This is a genomic window from uncultured Maricaulis sp., from assembly GCF_963976135.1.
GTDB lineage: Bacteria > Pseudomonadota > Alphaproteobacteria > Caulobacterales > Maricaulaceae > Maricaulis.
This window is the reverse complement of the sequence record NZ_CAXBKN010000027.1, coordinates 1-14,319: the sequence shown is the minus strand read 5'-3', so window position 1 is coordinate 14,319 and position 14,319 is coordinate 1. Positions and strand designations below refer to the sequence as shown.

Genomic DNA, 14,319 nt, shown 5'->3' with positions numbered 1-14,319 from the left:
GAGATAGGGGCCGCGAGCGGCAACGCCAAACCTATTGCTGTGGCGGAGCAGTCACGTCTTCTTGATCCGCCGCCCCGGCGGCCTCATCGCCCTGCCAAACGCCCGCCTCGCGCAAGGCTTCGGCGACTTCCGGCGGCATATAGGTCTCATCATGCTTGGCCAGCACGGTCTCGGCCTGGAAGACACCATCAGGGCGGAACCGGCCTTCGGCAATCACGCCCTGACCTTCGCGGAACAGGTCGGGCAATATGCCGCGATAGGTCACATTGACGGTCTCGACCCGGTCGGTGATGGCAAATGCGGCCGCGCTATCGGCGCCGGACGTGTCGATCGAGTCCTCCAGCACCAGACCACCAACCCGGACCCGCTCGCCGGCCGCCGGTGGCGCCGCGGCGACTTCGCTCGGGCTGTAGAAGAAGACCACCGCATCGCGCAGCGCAAACAGGCCCAGCGCCACAGCCGCGACCAGTACGAGCGCGGACAGCGCGATTGTAGCCAGGCGGCGATTGCGATGACGCATCAAAATGAGCTCCGGCGGCGAAAGACAAGGGAGAGATTATTGGCCGGCATCTCATGGCGTTCCGGCGCATCCCAGCCGGCCGCGCCGAACAGGGCCTCGACATCGGCGCGCGCGCGCACACCCCATGAAGAATTGCGCGATTTGAGCGAGCGGTCGAAATCGAGATTGGACGGCGCCGTCCCCGCTCCCTCCAGATAGGGTCCGTAGAGATAGACCAGCCCGCCATCGGCAATCAAAGTCTGACTTGCCGCCGCTATCGCCTCGGCCACAGCCCAGGGCGCGATATGGATCACATTCAGGCAGACCAGGGCATCAAAGCCCTCCAGCTTCGCAGCCCAGCCCGGACGGGTCAGGTCGAGATCGAGGGAGGGGCGCATATTCGGCGCTGCCTCGGCGGCCCAGGCATTCTGGCTGGCGCGGGACGCGGCATCGGGGTCGCTCGGCTGCCAGTCGATATCCGGCCGGCGCTGACAGACCGACACCGCATGCTCACCCGTCCCCGACCCGATCTCCAGCACGCGGGCCGATGGCGGCAGCAAGCCGGCCAGCAAATCGCCGATCGCGTCGCGATTGCGCGCGGCGCTGGGCGAGAACAGCCGTGCCGCTTGAGACTGGCGCGCTTCGAGCGCGATCTCGGGTGGAGAAGTGTCGGTCATGAAGGCGAATTAGGGGTGCCGGGTGAAGATGGCAAGCCTGGCTTGCGCACCGGGACGCTATGCCGCGGCGGCAATACCGCGCCGGCGCAGCAATCCAGCCGATTCCGTACTGCCGGCGGCATCGAGCAGATTGGCGACAATGGCCAGGCATTCCTCGGCGCTGACACGGGCCTGCCCCGAACTGTCGGCGACCAGATCCACCAGCATCTTGCCGGCCTCCTGCATGCGCCGCTCGGCCTGCTCATAGATTCGCTTCTGTGCACTCGCGATCGCCGCCGCATTGGCGTGCTCACGCGCGCGAAAGAGGAAGTACAACAATCCGGTGGCACGCTCGATCGCTGCCGTCGGCGGCAATTGCGCCGGGATAATACGGCCACTGCGGCCGCGACGCGGTTCGGGCAATCCGGTGTCGAGCGCCAGCGGCACTTTTTCCATCACCTTCTCGACATTGGTCGAGGCCTCGGCGCGCAGGCCGAACAGGGAACGGCCCCAGCGGCCATCCTTGCGGATGCCGAATTCCTGTACCATGCCGGTTGAATAGCCGACATAGCGCTCAAATGTCTCGAAATAGTCTTGTGCCTCGGCCATGTTGGCTGGCGGATGTTTCAGCTTTCCGGCGTAGAAACCGGTATCGGCAAGGACGGTATCGCCGATCGCCGCCAGCTCGGTCTTGGAGACAACGAGATCATCGCCGCGCCGTCCGATCTTCTCGACGACGCGGAAGATCTGCCAGGGCGAGGTCAGCCGTCCCATGACCAGCAATAGCAGCCAGACGGCGGACTCCGGAGCCTCAGCCAATAATTGCTCATGCTGTGCCCGCACCAGTTCGCAAAGCTCCGGATCAAAATCATCAACGACGGCGGGAATATCCACCATCGCCGCGGCAATGCGTTCGTTGAATTTGAGCAGATCGACCGCGTCGTGCAGCATGGAGCGGCAATCGGGGCCGAACCGCTTGTCCAGCGCCGTCATATCCTTGGGGACGCGATCCGCCCGCGCCACCGCCTCGGCCAGGGCCGCCGCAGCATCGCACCGGTAGTCATTCCAGACCGGATCGCTGCCGGGCTTGCGGCACTTGCGCACTTCCTCGACCAGTTCCTTGGCGATCTGCCGGCCAAGCCAGCCCCATATCTTGCTGAGATTGTCCGGGCTGAAGCGGTATTTCGACGGCGGCACCGAATTCGGCTCGGCGGTCAGCGCGCGCAGGGGTTCAAACAGGTAAGCCTTGGCAAGATCGCCGGCCGGCTCCCCCATGAGGGCTTCAAGCTCGTTGAAAACATCGAGCAGGCCCTGGGATTCCGGATCCGCCGCCGCAGCGGCCTGCGCCGCCCCATACAAGCCGGTACGCACCCGTGGCGGCATGCTGCGCCAGAGCGCCTCCAGTTTGATTCGTTTTCCCGGCGAAAGGAGAGCCATTCGACAATACAGACCATGGTTAATGAGGCCGAGTATTCAACAGTTCAGGTTAACGCCGCTTTAGCGTGCCGTGGCAGGCAAAGTCAGACGCACGCAGAGGCCGCCAAGACTGGACCGAGACAGAATAACCCCGCCATCATAAGCCTTTGCGAGATCCGAAACGATTGCGAGACCCAGGCCGGATCCGGGTGCTTTTTCGTCGAGCCTCACCCCACGTTGTAGCGCGCTCTCGCAACCAGCCGCGTCGAGGCCGGGTCCGTCGTCTTCAATGAGGAGTTCGAGCCCGCGTTCGCCGCCCTGGCGCGCGGTGACCAGGACGCGCGATTCGGCCCACTTGCCGGCATTATCCATCAGATTCCCGACCATTTCCTCAAGGTCCTGGCGTTCGCCCCGGAAAAACAGACCGTCAGCCAGTGCCGTATCGATTGCAATGCCACGCCGGGCGTAGATTTTGGTCAGGGTGCGGGCGAGGTCGCTGACGGTGGAGCTGACTTCCGTGCGGGCACCGATCGCCTTGGCATGCGCCGCCGCGCGGGCCCGCCGCAAATGATGATCGACCTGTTCGGCCATGATGGCGGTCTGCCGCCCGACCAGATCGCCAAAATCATCACCCGCCTCGCGCGCTTCATTGGTCAGGACGGCAATCGGGGTTTTCAGGGCATGCGCCAGATTGCCGACATGGGTGCGTGATCGCTCGACCAGCTCGCGCGAATGATCGAGCATGGCATTGAGCTCATCGGCCAGCGGTTGCAGCTCGGTGGGAAACTGGCCATCGACGCGTTCGCTACGCCCTTCGCGGACATCGGCGACACTATTGCGCATGCGCAAGACCGGCGCGAGACCGATCCGGACCTGGAAGAAGACGCCGGCCGCGATCGCGGCCGCGAAACCGAGCAGCAGCACGGCCGAGGTAATGGCGAAATTGCGGACATCGCGATCAGCAGGCCGCCTGTCCTCGCCGGCCATCATGATCACGACACCCTCGCGGTCCGGCAGGAGCACGGCCTGGGCAACCACGCGCAAGGGTTCGCCGGCAGGCCCCTTGGCACGCCCGGTGACAATCTGTCCCGGAGAAGCCTGGGCCCGGTTGCGCAAGCCCTGCGAGGCCGCAAGCGTCTCGTCCCACAAGGAGCGTGAGACGATGAGTATGCTGTCCTCGCCACTCTGCGCGGCATCAACGATTTGCCAGTAGCGGCCGGAGAAGACGCGGCCATAGGCGGGATCGGACGGGCGCCGTGCCAGCGCCACCGCGCCATCCGCATTGGTCTCCGCCGCCGCCACCAGGGCGCCGACGATACTGGTCAGACGATCGTCCAGTGTGCGGATGACAGAGCGCTGGTACAGCGTGCTCAATGCGATCGCGCCAACCAGCAGCAATGCCAGCGCCCAGGCCGCCGCGCCGGCAAACAGCCGGAAGGCAAGGGAGACGCGCGAGGTCACGAGACGGGTGGGGTCACCGGTTCGACCAGGCGGTAACCGAGACCACGAACCGTTTCGATCCGGTCCTGGCCGATTTTCTTGCGCAGGCGTCCGACAAAGACCTCGATCGTATTGCTGTCGCGGTCAAAATCCTGGTCATAGATATGCTCGACCAGTTCGGTGCGCGAGATGACGCGATCCTGATGATGGGCGAGATAGCTCAGCATGCGGAATTCATGTGAGGTCACCTTCACCGGGCTGCCCTCGATGAAGACACGCGCGCCGCGCGTATCGATCGACAGGCCACCGCATTCAATCGTCGAGGTCGAATGACCGGCCGCGCGCCGCGTCAGCGCCCGCAGCCGCGCCAGCAATTCCTCGGTATGGAAAGGCTTGGTCAGATAATCATCGGCACCGGCGTCGAAGCCGGCGACCTTTTCACTCCAGCGATCGCGCGCCGTGAGAATCAGGACCGGAAAATCGCGGCCATCATTGCGCCAGCGTTCCAGAACGCTCACGCCGTCCAGCTTGGGCAGGCCAAGGTCGAGCACGACGACATCATAAGGCTCGGTATCGCCGAGGAAATGACCATCCTCGCCATCGAGCGCGGTATCCACCGCATAACCGGTATCCTCGAGCGCCCGGCAGAGCTGGCGATTGAGATCCGGATCGTCTTCAATAATCAGAGCGCGCATGATTTTTCCTATCGTTCCGACAGTATATTGCCCGTGCGGGCATCTGCCACCACATCAATCCGGCGGCCGTCGGCGGTCAATATCTTGACGATATAGCGCGGCTGGCTGCCACGCACGAGTTCGGCGTCAAGCACTTCCGCGTCGGGGTAGAGCCGCCGCACTTCACCGATCACACGGATCGCCGGCACCAGATTGCCCTGCTCGCGCTGAACGCGGGCCTCGCCCGGCGTATAGCGGTCTCGCATATCGCGGCCCTGGGTCCATTCCAGACTTTCGGCCTCGGCCTGCGTTACAGCCGGCACGCCGAGGGCGGTGAAGGCTGCAGCAATTATGATCAGTGTTCTCAACATGGCACTCTATGTGACGCAGCCGCCCTGAACCCGGGCTGAACGACTGCCTTATCCTGCACTCATCTTCGAACTACAGGCCCTTGCGTGGATCATAGCCCGAAGCCGGGCGCCAGGTCTGCAAAAACGTCCGCAGCGCCTCGTCCTGTTGTGGCAGCGCCACCACGAGCCGGACAATCTGGTCGCCCCGCTTGCCCTTGCCGCTGGCAAAACCCTTGCCGCGCAATCGCAGCAGGCTGCCGCTGCTCGAGCCCGGCGGCACTTGCAGCACGACCGGTCCGTCAATCGTCGGCACGCGGACCTTGGCGCCCAGCACCGCTTCGGTCAGTGTCACCGGCAATTCCAGCCTCACATCATCGCCATCGCGCGAAAAATGCCGGTGATCGGCGATCCTGATCTCGATCAGCGCATCGCCCGCCTGGCCGCCGCCCGGCGGGGTCTGGCCCTGACCGCGCAGCCGCAACACCTGACCGTCAGCGGCGCCGGAGGGCACCGCGACCTCGACCGCCCGGCCGCCGGGCAGCGTCACGCGGTGCTTGCCGCCGCTGGCCGCAGCGAGGAAATCAATCGTCAGGGTCTGGCGCACATCGGCTCCCTTGCGCGGTGCTTCGCGGGCCTGGGCACCGAAATCGGTGAACAGGTCGGAGAAAATATCGTCGAAACCGCGATTATTCTGCCGCGTCTGGCGAAAGTTGAACGGTCCGCCTGCCCCGGCACCCATGCCCTGGCCCGCGCCCATGCCATGACCGAAACCGGCGCGCTGGCCGGCATCATATTCGGCCCGCTTTTTCGGGTCGGACAGGAGTTTGAAAGCCTGGGAGACGTTCTTGAAACGCTCTTCGGCCGCCTTGTTGTCAGGATTGGCATCAGGGTGCAGCGCCTTGGCCAGCTTGCGATAGGCCTTGCGGATTTCGTCCGCCGTCGCCGTCTTCGCCACACCAAGGATTTTATAAGGATCGTCCATGCCCACGCCATCAGCTCATATCAGGCTTCATGTAAGGGGCTTTGCCGCAGATCGCAAAGCCCGGCTCACAGGGGCAGGCTGCGGGCTGCCCAGCGCCCTGGCCCGGTCCGGGACGAGATTTGCGCCAGACGCAAGTCGAGCGCCGCCGGCAGGCCGCCCAGCAGCGCCGCCAGCTCCGTCTCACTGATCGACCATTGCGGTTCTGCCGTCTCGACACTCAACACGGCAGCATCGTCCAGCAGCACCTCCAGCCGGTAGGCCTGGGCGGTCTCGCCGAGCGGCACATCGGCGGCGCGCCAGTCATCGCCGCCCACCCGTGTGCGCCGCACCCAGCTCACCGTCACCATGCCGCCGGCGCGACGGACCCGTACATGGACCGGGGCCAATGGCCACAGATCATATTGCTCGCCGGTCACATCGAGGACGCCAGCCTGGGCATGCTCAGCGCCCAGGCCCGCCGCGACGGCGCGGAGCTCGAGCGCAATACCATATTCATGTTCAAGCAGTGGCAGCACACTCAGCGCCTCGTCCAGCACGACACAGACGGCACCGGCCAGCGCCCCGTCGGAAGCGGTTCCGCCCTGCCCGCGCAGGAATCCGGACAGGCGATAGCGGCCCGCCCCGGTCAGCTCGGCGCCGGCAAATTGCACGATCTCCCAGGCGTCATCGCCCTGTGAGACCGCCATCCGGTTGGCACCATTGAGCACGGCCTCACGCGTCAGGCTCGCCAGCTCGCCGCCGGCCAGTTCGATCTCGACGTTCGCGGCCTCATCCCAATAGCCCACCGGTCCCGGCGCCAGATCACCAAGCAGCACGCCGATCCGCGCCGGCTGCCGCAATCGGCACCGCCCTTCCCATCCGCCCTCACCGCTCCCGGCGAAGACATCGAGCGCGCCCGGCCAGGGATCGGCAAAGCCGGCGAGCAAGACACCACCGCGCGGGCCGGCTTCGCGCCCATCGAGCGGCAGGTCGAGCGCGATCAATTGCGGCCGGGCCGGCGGCGGCAGGGGTGCACCAGCCCCGGCGGTCGAGCCCTGCCAGACCCCGGCGCGAAGCCGCGGCGGTCTCAGTCCGGCCTGGCGCACAGCGCCGCCATCAAGGGTTTCGGCCCGCCACAGCGCGCCATCCAGCCTCACCCCGTCACCGGCCTCCAATGCCAGGGCCGAGGGCGGCAGATGCAGGGCCAGCCGGGCCGGACGCGCCTCGTGCTCCGCCAGTGCCTGCGCACACCAGCTCCGGGCCAGATGCGGGTCCGCCAGCAATGGCGCCGACAGGGCCTCCGCCCGCACCGTCTCGAACAGGCCACGCGCAACCGCATGGCCGGGCCGGTAATCGGCGGCATCATCAATGAAATCGAGACTGAGCTCGCGCGGCATGTCGAAGACTGACGGGTCGAGCCGCTCGGTCGCCGGGCCGTGTTCGGGTTGCACTGACTCGGCCAGGACAAGCTGTGCCATTGCGGCGCCGGCGGAGGCAAAGCACAGCGCCGAGGCGCGCGGCAGGGCATCAATCCCGAGCACGCCGATCAGCGGTTCCAGCGCCGCGCGCGCCGTCACCGCTTGCGCCACGACATAGCCGGAGACCAGGTCATCGACCGCCGAAACATCAAACGCGTCCAGCCCGGCATCCGCGCAAATCTCCGCGATAATGGCGGCCACGGGCACCTGCCCGGCCCGCCCGTTGAGCCAATGCCCCAGCGTCCAGTTGGCACCATCGGACCAGACCTCGCTGCGGGCGGGAAAGTCCGGCCAGGGCCGCGCATCCCAGGCCCAGACATGGATGCGACCGGTCGCCACCATCGGCGCGTGATAGATGGAGGAGACCGGATTGGCCGCCGCACCGCCGCTCCAGTGCGCCAGCATGGCTTCCAGATAGCGCCGCTGCACCAGGTCATCCCGCGCGCCACCGGAAAACCAGGGCAAATGGCTCTCCGAGCTTTTCGGATCAACAAACACATTGGGCTGATTGGCGCCTTTGTCGACGGCGGGACAGCCCACCTCGGTCAGCCAGACTGGCTTGGACCCGGGCACCCAGCCGGTCGGGCTCGCCGAGCGTACACCGCCGGGCCGGTCGTGATGCGGCTCGCTCCACCAGCTGACCAGATCCTTGTAGCGCCAGATCCAGTCCTCGCCATGGGCACCGTCGACAATCGGCGTCCGGATCTGGGCCTCACGATCCGCTTCGCTGGCGTAATACCAGTCAAAGCCCTCGCCAGCCGCCATATTGGAGGCGAGGTAATCGCGGTCATGCGGACCGGAAGCGAGCGCGGCATCGAGATGCTCCTCGCCATCGCGCCAGTCAGACAGCGGCACATACCAGTCGATCGCCACCGCATCGATATTGGCATCGCTCCACAGCGGATCGAGATGGAAAAGCTTCGCCCCGCCGCCGGGCTGATGGCCGGAATACTCGGTCCAGTCGGCGGCATAGGAGATTTGCGTCGACGGTCCGAGCAGGGCCCGCGCCTCACCGGCCAGTGTCCGCAATGCCGTCACGGCGGGATAGCTGCCGCCCGCCCCGCGCACAATGGTCAGCGCCGCCATTTCCGAGCCGATCAGGAAACCATCGACCCCGCCGGCAGCCTGGGCCAGGGCGGCGCAATGCAGGATGAAACGGTTGAGCCCCCATTCGGCCGCACCGGAATAGCTCACCGTCCCGCCGGAGACGGCATAATCGCCCGCCGACGCCATGCCGAAGAAATTCGCGAGCTGCGCCTCGGCAGCGGCACTCTCATCGACTGTGCCGCCCATGCCCGGCGCCGGGTGGCAGGTGATGCGCCCGCGCCAGGGAAAGACGGCCTGCCCGTCTCCGCCCCAGGGATCGGGCAGGCCATTGCCGGCGGGGATGTCCATCAGAATGAAAGGATAGAGCGTGACGGAAAAACCGCGCGCCTTGAGCTCGGTGATGGCGGCGATGATGCTGCTATCGTCGGGTGTGCCGCCATAAACGGGCCGGCCATCCAGCGTGCTCACCATCCAGGCCGAGGCGCGATCCTCGCCCGCCACCGACCAGACCAGCGGCCGCGTGACCTTGTCACGCGTCTCGACGCCGGGGCGGATCTGGCAGACGCCGCAGCGCAGATCATCGCCAAACCAGGACACCACCAGCTGCACCGAACGGCAATTGGGCAGATCGCGTTCCAGATCGTCGATCGCCGCGATAAAGTCAGAAACGCCGCGGCCATTATTGCGGTTCTCCGCCGTCTCGCGCCCCGGCCCGAGCACGCGCATCACCGCCTCGGGCGCATAGGCAAATTCGCCCGAACCGGGGATGAGATTGACGCCTTCAACGCGGTCCTCCAGCTGCACGCCATCGCGCAGCGGGCGGAAGATCTCGAAGGAAAAATTGGGGATGCGATGGCCGAATTCATCCAGCGGCAAATCCTCGAACACGACATAGGCCGTGCCGCGAAAGGCCGGCGCCGCGCCGCCCTCAATGGTCTCGATCAGGGCGTCGGGCAGCTGATCCTCGCGGCCGGTATGGACCCGCATCGCCAGACCGGAGGTGTCGAGCAGCGCGCCATTGGCCCAGACGCGGCCGATCCCGGCAATCTCGCCTTCGCACAGCCCGACCGCGAAACTGATCGAATAGCTGTAATCGACCTGGCTCGGCCCGCCGCCCTTGCCGCCGCTCGAGGTCTTGACGGCGTGTTCCAGATAGCGCGAGGCCCAGATCACCTGGCCGGCGATGCGCGCCCGGCCCCAGATGCGCGCCATTGCTGCGCCATCACTCGAGGTCTGGACGGGGATTTCCGGCAGGCGCGGACCCTCGCGGCGCGGCCCGCCGATCAGCGCATTGACCGCGATAGTCGCCGCCGCATTGGCCAGCGCCGGCCCGGCCGCCTGCAGGGCTGAGAGCCCGGCGCGCCCGGCCGTCATCACAAGCTGTGCCATCAGCGCGCCCTTTCAGGGAAGGCAAAGGCCGCCACCAGCCGCCGCTGCCACCAATGCGACAGCGCGGTCTCGGCAACGCTGCGGCCCCAATAGGCGTGGATGATGCCGGTCGGTCCCGAAACGATGGCGCAATGCTTGGCCGGGCCTTTCAGCTCGGGCCGGAAGAGCAGGACATCGCCCGGTTTGACATTGCGGATATCAATCTCGACCAGATGCCGCTGCGCCGCCTCGAGCAGGCTCTCGCCGCCATGGCGCTCGGCCCAGTCGGGCGTGTAGGCGGGCGGCGTTTCCGGCTCATCGCCATAGAGCGAACGCCAGATACCGCGCACCAGGCCGAGGCAATCACACCCCGCCCCCAGGCAACTGCCCTGATGGCGATAGGGCGTGCCGATCCAGCGCCGCGCCTCGACGAGGACGCGGCTACGCAAATTCATTGTCCGTTTCATGAGATCAGTCCTCTCGACCCGCCATCGCGGATCGTTTCGCTGGCGGCCGAGGCCTGCAGCAAATCATTGCCGACCATGTGCGGAAAGCCGCGGAAATTGACGGTATTGGCGAAGCGGTTACGGCAGGTGGCGAAACGCTGATCGCAGCCGATTGCGAAGTCGGGATGCTCCGGCGAAACGCCGCACCGCGCATCGCCCAGCTGCGCATCACAGCGCCGCGTGAAGACACGGCCGGTGACCCGCTCCAGCCGGTGGGCCAGGCCGAGCAGCTCGGCCTCGAAGCCCCCGTCAAGCCGGCGGACCTCGCCCAGCTCGCCGGTCGAAACCAGCACCCGCAATTCCGGATCCGACCAGTCCACCCGCCAGCATTCCACCCGCGCGCCGCCCCAGAGCCCCGCCGCCAGGTCCGCCTCGGTCAGCACCTCGCTGTCGAGCGCGCCGGCAAGATCGCCCTGCGACGGTGCCAGCCCCGGCGTCGCCTCCATATCGGCGCCGCCAAAACCGCTGCCGGCGCGATAGATCAACCCGTCAAATTCGAGATCGCGGTCATGATCGGTGAAGCCGAATTGGGCGTCGTCCGTACGGGTCACGCGCCAGCACCAGGCATGGGTCGTCACGCCGGCATCGAGCGATGCCTGCATCGCCGGGGGGATAGAGAGCATGGGGGAAAGCTTTCAGGGCAAATACCCTTGTCATCCCGGATGGATGCCCGGACGCGGCAGCGATCCGGGCGCAAGTCCGGGACCCAGACCCGGCATCGCTGGCCCAGCTTTGTGAAGGGCAAATCCCCCCACGCTGCTGGCGCATTTGGCGTCGGGCGTCTGGGTCCCTGACCTGCGGCCCGATCAAGTCGGGCCATCCGTCAGGGATGACAAGAATTTGGTTTTGTTGGAGAAACTTCTGTAGAGAGAACGCGGGGCGTCAGAGCTTCAATTCCACCAGCGGCACGCTTGGCGCTTCACCAGCGCCAACCGCGTCGAGCGCGATATCGAGCTGATCGGTGTCGAGGCGAACGGGGCAATCGAAAGCGAAACCGGCGGTGATTGCGGCGCCATCGGCGGGCGGAGCCGCGAAGCTCACCTGGCCGGTGGTGTGATCAATGGAGACTGCGGCCTCGACGCCATCGACGGCCACCACAACCGTGCCTTCGACCGGCTTGGCAATGGTGCGCGCCCAGCTCTCGGCGCCGCTGGCATAGGTCTTCACCAGCTGGAACGCCGTCGTCACGCCATCGCCGGTGCCGATCAGCTGGTCGAGCATGGAGGGCACAGCCGAGGGCGCGCAGGAGCGGTTATCGATCGGGTCGCGGAAGCGAAAGCCGTGCAGACGGCCGCGGCGTGCCTCGAAGAAGGCGATCAGGGTGTTGAGATCGTCGAGCGATTTGACGCCCGGGCCGGCATCCCAGCGGCGCAAACTGTCGGCCCAGGGCGAATTGCGCTCCTCGCGGCCGGAGATGAGGGTGACGATTTCGGTGCGCCTTTGCGGGCCGCCAACGGCGCCGATCGCGACGGCGAAGGGAAAGCGGATGTTGTGAAAATCACTCATAGATAACGGCTCCCTTTGGCGACGGCGCGGGCCAGGGCGCGGGAGATCCGTGCCTGCGATTGTTCGACGGCGCGGGCATCCGCGCCCGGCCCCAGCGCCAGATTGACGGTGATGTTGGGCCCGGCGGCGGCGGCGATGGAACCGGCACCGGGCGGCACGAAGAGCTCCGGTCCGCGCTCGCCGACGAGATAGGCGCCGCCGGGGGTGACCGGCCCGCCCTCGGCGCGGGCGCCGAACAGCGGCAGGCCGGAGAGCACGGAATTGATCGCGCCGGAGAGCGGTTTTTCGATCAATTGCTCCGCCGCCAGCCGCGCCAGATCGCGCAATATGCTTTCGGTCAGACGCGAGAATGAGGTCTCGCCGGAGCGGGCGGCGCGCTCGAAGGCGCGCTCGATGGTCTCGCCGGTGCGCTCGAAGGCCGCCTCGATCGCCTGGCTGGCGCGCGCGGCAGGGCCATCAGCGAGCGCGTCCAGGGCTTCGCCGGCGCTTTCGGTCTGGTCAGTGAAATCGGTCATGGGGTTTTGTCCGGATAATCGGCCATCAGGATTTGCAGCGCCGCGCGGCTCAACGGCCGCGCATCATGGGCGCCTGCCAGGGCGCGCCATTCGATCAGGCTGAGGCGCCAGAATTCGCGCGGGGCGATGCCAAGCCGCGCTGCCAGACGCAGGGCGGCGTGCCAGTCAGGCCGGCTCATAGCGCGGTCTCGAAACAGGTGGAGATCGCCGCGGCCGCCGCCAGCGGATCGAGCGGTGCCGCGCGCAATTCAGCCTCGGTGAGGGTCGAACCGCCGCCGCGCAGCAGCACGCCCAGCACGGTGACGAGATTGCGGGCATCGACCCTCACCCCGTCCTCGAACAACGCCTCGATCTCGGCCAGGGCGCCGAGCGTCAGGCATAATGTGTGCGTCACCCCGCCGATCTCCAGCGTGGTTTCGCCGCGAGCGCGATTGGCCATCAGATCGCTCCAAAGCTCAGGACGCCCGCCGAAGCCAGCGTCATCGACCAGGCCGCCTCGCCATCATGGCGTCCGGAATAATCCAGCGCCGCGACGAGGAAGGCCCCCTCGATCACCCCGAAATCCGGGATCACGATCTGCCAGTCCCGCGCCGCCTGGTCGAAAAAGGCCTGGCGCACCGCCGCGTCGCTGGCCGCATCGACAAACACGCCGGCACCGGAGACCGAACAGGTCTTCACCCCCGCCCCCGCCAGCAATTCGCGCCAGCCGTCAGGACTGTCCGCCGTGGTGACATCGACGCTGCGGGCATTGAGCGAAATGGTCTTCATGCGCAGACCGGCCGCCGCCGCAAAGCTCTGCGGGTCGCCGCCATCGCCGATCTTGAGGAGTATGTCCTTGCCGGACTGGATGGTCATGGGTGGGTCCTCCGGTTTTCTGTTTCGAGTTCAAAAAACAACAAGCACCTCTTCCCCCGGCCTTGTGCCGGGGCCTGCCGGAGCCGGGAGAGCAATCACCGCCCTCCGGCAGACCCCGGAATTCGCTGCGCTCCTCCGGGGGAAAGTGTTGTGTGGATTTGGCGTGCGGCCTCACCCGGCCCCCGCCACAAAAAAACGCCCCGAAAGGCGGCTGATCATTCAATCTTGTCGGCGCGCGCGGTCAGAGCAGACCCTGCTCCTCCTCGGTCGCCCAGCGCCGCACCAGGCTTTCATACTCGATGAACAGACGCGGCAGACGGTCACGCTTGCGCTTGGCGCGAATGTATTCGGCAAAATCCATCCAGTCGAGAATATAGCTCTTGCGCCACCAGCTCTTGATCATCTGCTCGTCGAGCGCGTGGCGTTTCACGCCGATCGCCGTCGCCTCATAATAATTGAACACCTTCTTGATCACGTCGGCCGGCCGGACCTTGCGCTCGCCGACCTTCACTGGCTTGGCCGCTTCTACCGTATCGGTATCAAGAGGCTGTTTGTCGTTTGAGGCTTGCAGCTCGCGCCTGACAACGCGGAATTCCTCGAACATCTGGATCAGATCGCCATCGCGCGTCTGCACGGCGATGTGCTGGAAGGAATTGGCCAGTCTCGCGGCGCGGTAGGAAAGACGGTAACCGTACAAGGCAGCAAAGAAGGAGACGATGAGGACTTCCAGCACCATGACATCGTAGCGGGCACTTCCCAGCTCACCCCAATATTTGGCGGTCAGGATCGTGCCGGCGACACTGAGCATGAGCAGCCAGCCCATCCAGACCAGATGGAAACGGCGATCATAGATCCGGGTCCACAGATTGCCCGCCAAATGCAACTCCCCACTGCAAGGACACAACCCTAGACTGGGAAACGGATGACCGGCAACAAAAAAGGGCCCCAGAACGGGGCCCCGGCGTACGCGGCGGCAAAGGCAGACGAATGAGACCGCCTAGCTGTGAACTCTCATAAGGTTGTTCATCGGGATTGAGTCCTTGAGACT

The 14,319-nt window shown here is 66.0% G+C and carries 16 protein-coding genes; all 16 read right to left on the bottom strand.

Features of this window, described 5'->3' with window-relative positions; genetic code table 11:
* Positions 1-31: 31 nt before the first annotated feature.
* Positions 32-520, bottom strand: coding sequence for a cytochrome c maturation protein CcmE (ccmE, locus tag AAC023_RS05565; protein WP_339738988.1), 489 nt, complete (start codon positions 518-520; stop codon positions 32-34).
* Positions 520-1,176, bottom strand: a complete 657-nt coding sequence (locus tag AAC023_RS05560; RefSeq protein ID WP_339738986.1) for a DUF938 domain-containing protein — start codon at positions 1,174-1,176, stop codon at positions 520-522. The genes ccmE and AAC023_RS05560 overlap by 1 nt, the downstream gene beginning before the upstream one ends.
* 57 nt (positions 1,177-1,233) lie before the next feature.
* Positions 1,234-2,592 carry a hypothetical protein gene (locus AAC023_RS05555; protein ID WP_339738984.1) on the bottom strand — a complete coding sequence of 453 codons (1,359 nt, stop codon included), beginning with the start codon at positions 2,590-2,592 and terminating at the stop codon, positions 1,234-1,236.
* 60 nt (positions 2,593-2,652) lie between these two features.
* Complete coding sequence (locus AAC023_RS05550; RefSeq protein WP_339738982.1) at positions 2,653-4,032, bottom strand: sensor histidine kinase; 1,380 nt, start codon at positions 4,030-4,032, stop codon at positions 2,653-2,655.
* A complete protein-coding gene (locus AAC023_RS05545; protein ID WP_339738980.1) occupies positions 4,029-4,706 on the bottom strand; it encodes a response regulator transcription factor in 678 nt (225 codons plus the stop codon). The genes AAC023_RS05550 and AAC023_RS05545 overlap by 4 nt, the downstream gene beginning before the upstream one ends.
* Before the next feature lie 8 nt (positions 4,707-4,714).
* Positions 4,715-5,056 carry a PepSY domain-containing protein gene (locus tag AAC023_RS05540; RefSeq protein WP_339738978.1) on the bottom strand — a complete coding sequence of 114 codons (342 nt, stop codon included), beginning with the start codon at positions 5,054-5,056 and terminating at the stop codon, positions 4,715-4,717.
* Between the two features lie 70 nt (positions 5,057-5,126).
* On the bottom strand, positions 5,127-6,017 hold the full coding sequence (locus tag AAC023_RS05535; protein ID WP_339738976.1) for a J domain-containing protein: 891 nt from the start codon (positions 6,015-6,017) through the stop codon (positions 5,127-5,129).
* Between the two features lie 65 nt (positions 6,018-6,082).
* Positions 6,083-9,910, bottom strand: coding sequence for a glycoside hydrolase/phage tail family protein (locus AAC023_RS05530; protein ID WP_339738974.1), 3,828 nt, complete (start codon positions 9,908-9,910; stop codon positions 6,083-6,085).
* Positions 9,910-10,356, bottom strand: a complete 447-nt coding sequence (locus AAC023_RS05525) for an NlpC/P60 family protein (protein ID WP_339738972.1) — start codon at positions 10,354-10,356, stop codon at positions 9,910-9,912. Before AAC023_RS05525 ends, AAC023_RS05530 begins: the two co-directional genes overlap by 1 nt.
* Positions 10,353-11,018, bottom strand: a complete 666-nt coding sequence (locus AAC023_RS05520; protein ID WP_339738970.1) for a DUF2163 domain-containing protein — start codon at positions 11,016-11,018, stop codon at positions 10,353-10,355. Before AAC023_RS05520 ends, AAC023_RS05525 begins: the two co-directional genes overlap by 4 nt.
* A 259-nt stretch (positions 11,019-11,277) precedes the next feature.
* Positions 11,278-11,901: a DUF2460 domain-containing protein gene (locus AAC023_RS05515; protein ID WP_339738968.1), complete on the bottom strand. Its 624-nt coding sequence runs from the start codon at positions 11,899-11,901 to the stop codon at positions 11,278-11,280.
* Entirely contained in the window at positions 11,898-12,416 is a 519-nt protein-coding gene (locus AAC023_RS05510) for a phage tail tape measure C-terminal domain-containing protein (RefSeq protein WP_339738966.1), read from the bottom strand. The genes AAC023_RS05515 and AAC023_RS05510 overlap by 4 nt, the downstream gene beginning before the upstream one ends.
* On the bottom strand, positions 12,413-12,595 hold the full coding sequence (locus tag AAC023_RS05505; protein ID WP_339738964.1) for a phage tail assembly chaperone: 183 nt from the start codon (positions 12,593-12,595) through the stop codon (positions 12,413-12,415). Before AAC023_RS05505 ends, AAC023_RS05510 begins: the two co-directional genes overlap by 4 nt.
* Entirely contained in the window at positions 12,592-12,855 is a 264-nt protein-coding gene (locus AAC023_RS05500) for a GTA-gp10 family protein (protein WP_339738962.1), read from the bottom strand. The genes AAC023_RS05505 and AAC023_RS05500 overlap by 4 nt, the downstream gene beginning before the upstream one ends.
* A complete protein-coding gene (locus tag AAC023_RS05495) occupies positions 12,855-13,271 on the bottom strand; it encodes a phage major tail protein, TP901-1 family (RefSeq protein WP_339738960.1) in 417 nt (138 codons plus the stop codon). Before AAC023_RS05495 ends, AAC023_RS05500 begins: the two co-directional genes overlap by 1 nt.
* Positions 13,272-13,512: 241 nt before the next feature.
* On the bottom strand, positions 13,513-14,148 hold the full coding sequence (locus AAC023_RS05490; protein ID WP_339738958.1) for a DUF4760 domain-containing protein: 636 nt from the start codon (positions 14,146-14,148) through the stop codon (positions 13,513-13,515).
* Between the last annotated feature and the right edge of the window lie 171 nt (positions 14,149-14,319).

Coding starts and splice junctions, on each gene's coding strand:
- AAC023_RS05495 (WP_339738960.1), bottom strand. CDS start 13,271: ATGACCATCCAGTCCGGCAAGGACATACTCCTCAAGATCGGCGATGGC.
- AAC023_RS05545 (WP_339738980.1), bottom strand. CDS start 4,706: ATGCGCGCTCTGATTATTGAAGACGATCCGGATCTCAATCGCCAGCTC.
- AAC023_RS05555 (WP_339738984.1), bottom strand. CDS start 2,592: ATGGCTCTCCTTTCGCCGGGAAAACGAATCAAACTGGAGGCGCTCTGG.
- ccmE (WP_339738988.1), bottom strand. CDS start 520: ATGCGTCATCGCAATCGCCGCCTGGCTACAATCGCGCTGTCCGCGCTC.
- AAC023_RS05505 (WP_339738964.1), bottom strand. CDS start 12,595: ATGAGCCGGCCTGACTGGCACGCCGCCCTGCGTCTGGCAGCGCGGCTT.
- AAC023_RS05525 (WP_339738972.1), bottom strand. CDS start 10,356: ATGAAACGGACAATGAATTTGCGTAGCCGCGTCCTCGTCGAGGCGCGG.
- AAC023_RS05510 (WP_339738966.1), bottom strand. CDS start 12,416: ATGACCGATTTCACTGACCAGACCGAAAGCGCCGGCGAAGCCCTGGAC.
- AAC023_RS05540 (WP_339738978.1), bottom strand. CDS start 5,056: ATGTTGAGAACACTGATCATAATTGCTGCAGCCTTCACCGCCCTCGGC.
- AAC023_RS05535 (WP_339738976.1), bottom strand. CDS start 6,017: ATGGACGATCCTTATAAAATCCTTGGTGTGGCGAAGACGGCGACGGCG.
- AAC023_RS05530 (WP_339738974.1), bottom strand. CDS start 9,910: ATGGCACAGCTTGTGATGACGGCCGGGCGCGCCGGGCTCTCAGCCCTG.
- AAC023_RS05500 (WP_339738962.1), bottom strand. CDS start 12,855: ATGGCCAATCGCGCTCGCGGCGAAACCACGCTGGAGATCGGCGGGGTG.
- AAC023_RS05520 (WP_339738970.1), bottom strand. CDS start 11,018: ATGCTCTCTATCCCCCCGGCGATGCAGGCATCGCTCGATGCCGGCGTG.
- AAC023_RS05560 (WP_339738986.1), bottom strand. CDS start 1,176: ATGACCGACACTTCTCCACCCGAGATCGCGCTCGAAGCGCGCCAGTCT.
- AAC023_RS05515 (WP_339738968.1), bottom strand. CDS start 11,901: ATGAGTGATTTTCACAACATCCGCTTTCCCTTCGCCGTCGCGATCGGC.